Annotated in this window: 9 protein-coding genes; 3 read left to right on the top strand and 6 right to left on the bottom strand. The window is 65.4% G+C overall.

Translation table 11 applies throughout. The features are described 5' to 3' along the window. Positions 1-211 precede the first annotated feature (211 nt). Complete coding sequence (locus AC54T3_RS15090; protein WP_496626044.1) at positions 212-661, top strand: DUF4158 domain-containing protein; 450 nt, start codon at positions 212-214, stop codon at positions 659-661. 222 nt (positions 662-883) lie between these two features. On the opposite strand, the gene AC54T3_RS15085 is transcribed toward AC54T3_RS15090, so the two are convergent. Both AC54T3_RS15085 and AC54T3_RS15080 read right to left on the bottom strand, forming a co-directional pair. Beyond that, a complete protein-coding gene (locus tag AC54T3_RS15085; protein ID WP_496626042.1) occupies positions 884-1,564 on the bottom strand; it encodes an SAM-dependent methyltransferase in 681 nt (226 codons plus the stop codon). Further along, the gene (locus tag AC54T3_RS15080) at positions 1,551-1,724 is read right to left on the bottom strand and encodes a hypothetical protein (protein WP_496626040.1); all 174 of its coding nucleotides are present in this window, start codon (positions 1,722-1,724) and stop codon (positions 1,551-1,553) included. Before AC54T3_RS15080 ends, AC54T3_RS15085 begins: the two co-directional genes overlap by 14 nt. A gap of 127 nt (positions 1,725-1,851) precedes the next feature. On the opposite strand from AC54T3_RS15080, the gene AC54T3_RS15075 reads away from it, so the two are divergent. Both AC54T3_RS15075 and AC54T3_RS15070 read left to right on the top strand, forming a co-directional pair. Beyond that, positions 1,852-2,319 carry a MarR family winged helix-turn-helix transcriptional regulator gene (locus AC54T3_RS15075; protein ID WP_496626038.1) on the top strand — a complete coding sequence of 156 codons (468 nt, stop codon included), beginning with the start codon at positions 1,852-1,854 and terminating at the stop codon, positions 2,317-2,319. Further along, positions 2,309-2,752, top strand: coding sequence for a hypothetical protein (locus tag AC54T3_RS15070; protein WP_496626037.1), 444 nt, complete (start codon positions 2,309-2,311; stop codon positions 2,750-2,752). The genes AC54T3_RS15075 and AC54T3_RS15070 overlap by 11 nt, the downstream gene beginning before the upstream one ends. 98 nt (positions 2,753-2,850) lie before the next feature. Here the strand turns inward: AC54T3_RS15070 and AC54T3_RS15065 are convergent, their stop codons facing one another. From AC54T3_RS15065 to AC54T3_RS15050, 4 genes are all read right to left on the bottom strand, one after another. After that, entirely contained in the window at positions 2,851-3,324 is a 474-nt protein-coding gene (locus AC54T3_RS15065; protein WP_496626035.1) for a hypothetical protein, read from the bottom strand. Between the two features lie 64 nt (positions 3,325-3,388). Beyond that, positions 3,389-4,048: an endonuclease/exonuclease/phosphatase family protein gene (locus AC54T3_RS15060; RefSeq protein WP_496626033.1), complete on the bottom strand. Its 660-nt coding sequence runs from the start codon at positions 4,046-4,048 to the stop codon at positions 3,389-3,391. Positions 4,049-4,710: 662 nt separating this feature from the next. Then, positions 4,711-6,327 carry a formylglycine-generating enzyme family protein gene (locus tag AC54T3_RS15055; RefSeq protein ID WP_496626031.1) on the bottom strand — a complete coding sequence of 539 codons (1,617 nt, stop codon included), beginning with the start codon at positions 6,325-6,327 and terminating at the stop codon, positions 4,711-4,713. 107 nt (positions 6,328-6,434) lie between these two features. Continuing rightward, complete coding sequence (locus AC54T3_RS15050) at positions 6,435-8,420, bottom strand: GumC family protein (RefSeq protein WP_496626029.1); 1,986 nt, start codon at positions 8,418-8,420, stop codon at positions 6,435-6,437. Positions 8,421-8,544: the final 124 nt, after the last annotated feature.

The raw sequence follows: 8,544 nt of genomic DNA, 5'->3' as shown, positions 1-8,544 counted from the left end.
TCAACGCTTGGAGTTGATTATCCGGCGTCTGCTCCCCGGTCGAGACGCGCGCATAGATGGCTACCTGCTTGCTCATCGTCCTGAGCTTATACGAAAAACAAGTGATTTTGGTACCCTCGGCAGCTCTCGCGCAAGCCCTTGAAATGCCAAGGCGTCGCTGCGCCGATTTCACAGGGGTTTTCCGTACCCCGAACAGGAGGTCGCAACAGCGATGGCCTCGATCGAGCGCACCGCCTATCCGCGTTTCTCACAGCCGCTTAGCGATCAGGAGTTGGACGCTCGCTTCGGTCCGACGACCGAGGAAGCGCAGTGGGTGCTCCGGCAATCTTCCAGCAATGAGGAGCGACTGACGTTTCTTGTCATGCTGAAGTCCCTGCAGCAGCTGGGCTACTTCCCCGTGTTGGACGAGGTGCCCGAGCAAGTGCTCGCGTTCTTACGTACGGTCCTGAATCTCCCTGCTTCTACGGCCCTGATCGATGGCCGGAGCAGATCACACACGCTGTCCCGACAACGCACGCTGATCCGCGCTCAGTTGGGCATGTGCCGTTACGGTGAGGGCGGTGAAACGGTCATCACCCCCGTGATTCGCTCAGCAGCGCTGACCATGAGCGATCCCGCCGATCTGATCAACCTTGCGATCGAGACCTTAACCACCCGGTGACACCCGCGAGCAGGACGACCACCCCAACGGCCGTCAGCAGGCCCATGACCAGTGCCATCACATCCGCCCTTCAGGCCAGGTCAGGTCGCGCAAGGCGACGCGAACGCGGCAAGCGTGGCCGACATCGACAGTCTTTTCGATGCGGCGGTGAATGACATCGCGCGCAGGCTCGCCAGCACCGCGCTCGTGCGCGCCATGGTGCCGCTCATCGCCTGATCCGGCTCAATGGTCATGCCACAACCGCAACATCCGGTCGGCGCCGCGCTGAAAGGCGTAGTCGACCGGAATCACCTCGGCCTGCCAACCGGCGGCCTCCGCCTGGGTGATTGCCGGCTCGACATGCGGCGACGGCTCGCCGGCGAGGGTCAGCAACGGAAAGATCCGCACCTCATGGCTGACGCGCATCAGCTCGTTCAGGCCCGCACGGTGCCCGTCTGCGCCAAGATGTTCGGAGTAGGTGAAGAGCAGGTGCGAGACCAAGGCGAGGTCGAACGCGCCGTCATCGAATGGCAGTGACGGCAGCGCCGCCGCGAGGTAGCGGGGACTTGCTTCCGGCCCCGGGTAGTCGCTGAGAAACCGCTCCATCGCCGCGAGCCGGGTGCAAACCAGTTCATCGACGTCCGCGAAGTGGGTCCAGAGATAGCGCTCGGGCGCATCCCGCAGACCGGCTTCGATCTGCGGTCGCACCGCCGCGATGCGCTCGGCGATGGCGTTGGCGTCGAAGGCATAGAGGGGATCGACCGAGACGACCTCGGCCCCGCGCGCGCTGGCCTCGGCGTTGAACGCGGCCGGTCCGTCGCCGCAGCCGAGCATACGTCGGCCCAGATCGGCGTCGCTCAGCGCGAACATCGCGCGGTACTCGTCGAACGAGCGCCCCCAGGGGACGCTCTCAGTCAGCTGCATGGTCGGTGTCCTGATCGGCCGTGAACTCGTAGGCGCGCTCGACGAGCGCGTGCATCTCTGCGGCCATTGCGGCGTACTCCCTGGGCTCACGCGGTGTGCGGATCGAAGAAAAGATGACCGCATGGTAAGGCGGTTCGGGCGTGGCTGCGATCCTCTTCATCAGGTCTCGACAGATGGGTGCTCGCTGTCGCACTGCCAACGGTGGGTCATTGCGGTCTATTGACAACCGACTGTCAAATTGTAAACTGGTAAATAAATTGACCACCAGTTGCAGACAGGAGGCTTCGTTGGCGAATCCGCATCCAGAATCGCTCACCGCCACGGTGCTCGCGGTGTTCCGCGCCAACGGTCGTTTGATCGAGTGGGGCGATCGCTTTGCGGCACCGTTTGGACTCACCAGCGCGCGCTGGCAGGTGCTCGGCGCGTTGGCGTTGTCCGGCGCAGCCGCCTCGGCGCCGACCATCGCTCGCCAGATGGGGGTCACCCGCCAGGGCGCGAGCAAGCAGCTCGCCCTGCTGGAGCAGGAGGGGCTGGTGTGCAAGCGTCCCAATCCCGCCCACAAGCGCTCGCCGCTATTCGCGCTGACCGAGGCCGGGATCAGCCGTTATCAGGCCATCCAGCGCGCTTGGACCGACCATGCCCAATCGATCTGTAAACAGATTCCGGCCGCCGAGCTGGAGACGACGCTGAACACGCTGCACGCGCTCAGCGACCTGTATCACGCCTCCGAGGAGGACCCCGCTCATGTTGACTAACCTCCATCGCAGCGCCGCGCTGCTGGCGTTCCTGTGCATTGCCGCCTTCATGACATCGACACTGATCGCTGAGTTGTTTCTCTCCCACGCTAGCGTGGCCGCGGTGAAGCAGGCGATCGTCGCCGCGCTGTTCGTGCTGGTGCCGCTGCTGATGATCACCGGCGGCAGTGGCTTCGCCCTGGCGAGAGGACGTGTCGCCGCACGGATCAGCGCCAAACAACGGCGCATGCCACTGATCGCCCTCAACGGCCTGTTGGTGCTGGTCCCGCTGGCTGTTTTTCTCCATCTCAAAGCCGCCCAAGGCGCGTTCGACACCGCTTTCTATGGCGCGCAGGTCATCGAGCTGATCGCCGGCGCGGCCAATCTTTGGCTGATCGGGTTGAATGCGCGTGACGGGCTGCGCTTGCGATCCCTGTCGCCAGCTGCCCCCTGAGATGTGACTTGGTCACGATGCCCAGCTGACGCCGCGATGCGCAGTAGAAATCCCGAGGCGGCCGGAAACCATGACCGTCCCCGCCAAGACCGACCGCCTCACGGCCCGCAGGCCGCCTGCACGCGCGCGCGGTTCCCGGCGCTGTTCTCGAGCACCTGCAGCGCCTTGGCGCGGCGGCAATCCACCGCCTGGATCGCCGCAGGCGTGTTGTCGCTCCACTGGATGCTGGCCTGGGTCGGCGCGAAGCCTGCGGCGGCGTTGCAGTACATCCTGCTCAGGTTGCGCGCGCTCGGTTGGCGCCCGGCCTTGGCCCTCAATGCGACGCAGGCCTCCTCGAATAGCGTCTTCGCCGCTTGGGTGCAGGGGGCGTAGTCGGCGAGGCGCGCGCGGTGGTCAGCGCAGACGCTCTCGGGGCGGATGCCCCAGGGTTGGTGCGTGAAGCGGATACGCTGGTCTTGGTAGTCGACGATCACGGTCTCGGGCTCGGCGTTGATGCCGTCGATGGCGGCCTGCGAGAGGGTCTCGCCGGCGCTTTGCAGGAAGCCGGCGAGCAGTGCTGAAACTGGGTCCATGGTGAGGTCCTCCGAAGCCGGGCGCCGAGCGACCTGCCGGCGGCGTGCGGCGGCGGCGAGTGCATCACAGACCGGGCGCCGCTGTCTGTGATCCGGTCGTCAAAACCGGGCGATGATCCGAGCCCTGCCAGCGTCGGCCGCTGAGCGGCGGCGTGCTCGCGTCCCCGAAGCCGTCAGCCTCGGGACCGACCACCAGGATGTGATCGACCGCTCCGCCGGGGAAGTGGCGCGCGACATAGGTCGAGTCCAGCTCGGCGTTGCAGTCGCGACCTCGGGAGGACTTCCAGTGCACCGCGTAGATGCTCAGCCCCTCGGCCAGATCGGCGCGCAGGAAGCCGCGCGAGGGCGGCGGATCGCCGGTGTCGACCGTGATCGCCAGTTCGCGGCGCGGCACGCCGTCATCCGAGACGCGCGGCGCGTAGCCGTCACCGGCCGGCTCGCGCCCGGTCAGGTCCCACTCGGAGACGGTCTCGATCGGCACCCGGCTGAGCACCGCGACCTCGAGCGATTTGAACCAGGCGCCAGTGATCCCGACCGGTGGCGAGAAGTCGCTCATCGCCCAGTGCGCGAAACCGCCCGCCTCAGCGGCGGCCGCGACCTGCGCCTCGTCGATCACCTCCTGCAACACCAGGACCTCGACCGGGCCGGTCTCGGCCAGCGCGCCCGCGACGCGCTCGGCGATCACCCGCGGCGGCTGCTCGCCGCCTTCGATGTTCCAGGTCATCAGGCGTAGCCCATCGGCTAGGGCAGGATGGAACGTAAGCAGCAGGCAAGCCGCCGCTAGGATCAAGGTCCGGGTGGCTCGCATAGGTATCCGCCAACGCTGTCAGGTCGTCTCTAAGGTTGGCGCTAGAGTGAGGGCGGGGCTCGTGCGCTTCGAGGGTGTGCGACCCGCGCGAGCGCGATGGTGATGCGCACGCCCGCGCCGCACTTGGCCCGTCGTGTGCGCCCGCCTCAGAAGCCGATCAGCGCAACCCCCAAGGCGTCCTTTGCGTAGTCCTTGAAGGTAATTCGCCTCAATCCTGGTCCGCCATCCCCGCGCAATTCGCAGAAGCCTCACGCAGGCGGCTCACGATTACCCAGGCGGGACTTTCATCTGCAGAAGGCGCGGCCTTGCGAGGCCGCACTGTGCCGGTTTTTCCTGCTCTTGTTTTCCCTGCCAGGGGCCATTCCCCTGGCACCAGACACTCGCTTCAGTCGGCAGGGAGTCGACCTCAACACTTGTCTGCAGGGCGGCAGGACGGTAGAAAACCGGTCCCAATCCATGGTTTGCAGCAGTTGGACTTGCAGTTACCGCCGCGCGAGCAGAGCTGCCCTTCATCTAATTTTGATCGGCAGTCGTTTTTGCCCACCTTGTGGCAGTACTCTCTCTCTACTCTTGGCTGCCTAATCCTGGGCCACTCGAAAGCCGAGTCCGCCATAACCGTTCCAAGGTAGGATCGCGCGTCGGATCGCAGCTCGCACCAGCCCAGCCTGACCGTGCCAGGAACTGCCGCGAATCGTGCGCGAGCCGGCATGGTTCGGGCTCGAGCACCGCTGCTCCGCCCCTTCATAATCAGGGCCATAGGCCGAACAGGTCCACTCCCACACGTTGCCCAGCATGTCGTGCAGTCCCCAGGCATTCGCCTGGAACTGACCGACCGGCGCGGTCTGGGCATAGCCGTCGTTGCAGGCATGATGGGGCCAGGAGAAGCCATTGTCGCGCGCCGAGGTCTGGTCGTGAACATTAGCGTAGGTACAGGCCTCGTGTGTCTTTGCGCCCCAGTAGGCGGCGGTCTCGGTGCCGGCGCGAGCGGCGTATTCCCATTCCGCTTCGGTCGGTAGGCGGTAGGCTTGGCCAGTCGTCTCCGAGAGCCAGTCGGCATAGGCGCTTGCGTCCTCCCAGCTGACATTGATCACCGGTCGATTGCCGCGCCCCCAGCCTTCATCACTGGGTGGCTGTCGATCCGTGGCCTGGGCAAAGCGATCGTACTGACTGAAAGTGACCTCGTATTTGCCGATCTTGAAGGCATCAACGCAGACTTTGTGCTGTGCTTCATCCCGGCTGCCGCTCTCGTTCGGGAGGCTGCCCATCTCGAAGCAGCCCGCTTTCAGGGCCACCATCTCGGGGGTTTGGGCGAAACGACGCGCCTGCTCGGCACGTTGCGCGAGGCGCGTCTCGGCCTGCGCGCGGAAGCCGCAGCCGGTGCCTTCACACTGGTCCAAATAGGCTTGGTAAGCGGCTTCATCATCGGCTTGCTCGGCTTGGGCAAAGGCGACTTGGTCCAGTTCGGCCTTGATCCGTGTGAGGGCGTGTTCGCGTTGTGCCAGTTCGGCGGCGGATTGCGCCAGTTCAGCGGCCTGGGCCGCCTGCGCGGCCGCTGTCCGTAACGCCCGCAGGCGCTGCTCGGCCTGGAGGCGATAGGCGCAACCCTGGGGCTGACAGGCGTCCAGATAGGCGCGGTAGGCGGCCTCGGTATCGAGGTCCGCCGCTTGCTCAAAGGCCTCCAGATCGACCGCTTCGGGCCGCGCAGGAGCGATGGGGCTGCCTTGCGCGGCGGCTTCGCGCAAGACCGCGAGGCGTTGTACGGCCCGCGTGCGATGGGCACAACCGGTGACCTGGCAATGGGCCAGATAAGCGCGGTAGGCGGCTTCGGTATCGATGCGCTCGGCCTGCTCGAAGGCGGCGAGATCCAGCTCGACCGCGCGTTGCGTGAGTGCTACTTCGCGCGCGTTAGGCGCCCAGCCGATGTTCAGGGGCCAAGGAAGATCGAAAAACCACCATCCGCCCGCGATCAGCCCGGTTGCCGCCAGCAGTAGGCCGAGCTTGGGGCGCTGGCTCGATGGGTTCGGTCGGTGCCCTGAAGCCGCGTTGCCCGTGTTCCCCGTGTTGCGGGAAAGGCCAATCTGACTGTTGTTGTCATCGTCAGCGCGCGCGTTACCGCTGCTGCCGCGCCGATTCGCAAGCGACCGTGCGGCGCCGGGACGTTGAGCGGTGACAGGGGAGGGTATCTTGGGCCGCATGATGCTTTCTGGGTATCTTGGGCACTATCGCAGACGTGCTGATTATGGTCCTGTCGGCGCTGCCTGTACTGCCGACTCGATCAGATCGAGCGTCGTCACAATGCTGATCAAGCCAATACCGGGTAGGTGAGATCCAGCTCATCCAGCGAGCGCGCCGCGCCGGCTGGGGAGTAGGGCGCGAAACGCAGGGTGTCGGCACCGCTCATCGGGCCGGCGACCTGGCTGAGTCGCGTCAGGCGCGCGCCCTGGCGCACCAGGTACATGAGGTAGGTATCGCGCAGCGTCGCGGCGTTGACCTCGCTGGCGTGGGCGATGCCCGCATCGGCGGCAAGCAGGCTCAGGCGATGCGTCAGATCCTCGAAGGCGGCACGGTCTTGGCCCTCCCAGGTCGGCAGCGGATCGGCATCGGCGAACCCATCGGTGAACCCATTGGTGAACAGGGCGCGCAAACGCGGCGGCAACGTCAGCACGCGGGTACCGAGATCGAGATGTAGATCGCCATCGGTAAGGGCGAAATGGTCGTGTGTCAACGCGGCCGCTTCGTCCAGTTGGACACCGCACAGCAAGAGCCCGATCAGCTGACGCTCGTTGGCATCGGCCAACTGCCACAGGGCCTCGACTTCACCGATCATCAGTTGTCGTGGCACCTGAATGGATGCCTCGGGCGTGGAGGCATCCGGTGCGGACGCATTGGGCCCAGGTGTATCCGATCTAGGGGCGTCGGGCAGCACTGGTTGGGCCGCCGAGCTTGAAGCGGGAGCGCTCAGTGCGCCCGTGTGTTCACGCCTCGGTAGCCGCGCTTCGGCATCGGCGCTGTTGGTTTCGGGCCCCCAGATGCGCACGCCGGTGACTGGCAAGGACGACCGCGCGCCCCGAGCCTTGGCGTCGAACCACATCAGAATGAGCACCGTGATCAGTCCCACGGCGGTCGCCGCAGCCAGTGTCAGACCCAGATCTCGTTCATAGTCAGGGCTGACCGGATCGCGTGGCGCGAAGGCCGGCTCGATGATCTCGATCTGCGGGTAGCTGGCGAGTGATGTGGTTTGCAGGTTCGTCCGCTGCGATTCGACCTCGCGCTGCATCTCCTCCAGGCTGACCAAGTCCTGTTGTAGATCCTCGAATTCGGCGAAGCCAGACGAGAACGTCGATGCCCGCGCCTTCTGCTCGTTCAACTCACGGCGCAACTCGAGCACACGGCGGTTGGCCAGGTCCGCCGCCTCCCGGGCCGCCGCTAAGGCCTGCTGACGCCCTTCGCGCTCGACCTCATCGATGCGCGTCTCGAGCGATTCGAGACGCTCGATGATCCGGCGCTTGTTCGGGTCTTTCTGGATGAAGAGTTCGGTGAAACGCTCGCGCAGTTGACCGGCCTGCGCACGCGCCTGCTCTGCGCGCTGATGCAGGTTCGAGAGTTCGTTCGCGTATCGTTCGGGCAGTGCTCGCCTGCCAACGGTGGCCGTGCTTTCCAGGGACTCGAGATGCGCTCGGGCCGTCATCGAGGCATCCTCGGCGTCGCCTAATGCTTCCTGTAGCCTATTCAGGCGCTTGAGTGCGTCGTTGCTGTCGCGCCCCAAGGTCACGATGTCGAAACGTGCCCGAAACTCATCCAGTATCTTGCGCGTTGCTTGGATGCGTTCTTCCAGCAGGCGGGCGCGTTCGTCGAGCTTCTCGAGGCGATCTCCGAGCTGGGTCTCGATCTCGCGCTCGCGTAGGGCTTGGTAGGCGGCGAGCCAGTGGTTGACGAGGTGGGCCAGCAACGAAGGCTCGGCGCCGGTGGCGCTCAACTCCACCAGGTTGGTTTGAGGCACCAGGGACACTTCCAGTATCGACAAGAGGTCATCCGCTGTCAGTGCCGTGATGTCTGGATGAAGTCCGGCGTTCGCGTCGCTCCGTAATGCGTTGCGCAGCCGTGTCAGCGTGTCTTCTAAGAGACTGCGACCGAGCAGCATGCTGCGCTGAATGGTGACATGCTGTGTGTCGGCCACGGCGGCGCCGACGCCGCTGCGTTCCTCGGGAACGATCGTCAGTACCGTGGCGGCGGCGCGATAGACGGGCGGGCGGTTGAAATTCCACAGGCTCGCCGGTGCCGCGATCACTGTAAAAGCGGCGAAAAACCAAACGAGGTAGGACCACCTCGGCCGTGCGGGCGGTGGTGGTCGCTCGTTCGCTCCATCACGGGTGACGACCTCAATCTGGGGCGGCCGGTGGCCACTGCCGTTG

This window comes from Halochromatium sp. NSM3, from assembly GCF_059621085.1.
The sequence above is the reverse complement of the archived record's forward strand: the minus strand, read 5'-3'. Positions and strand labels throughout refer to the sequence as shown.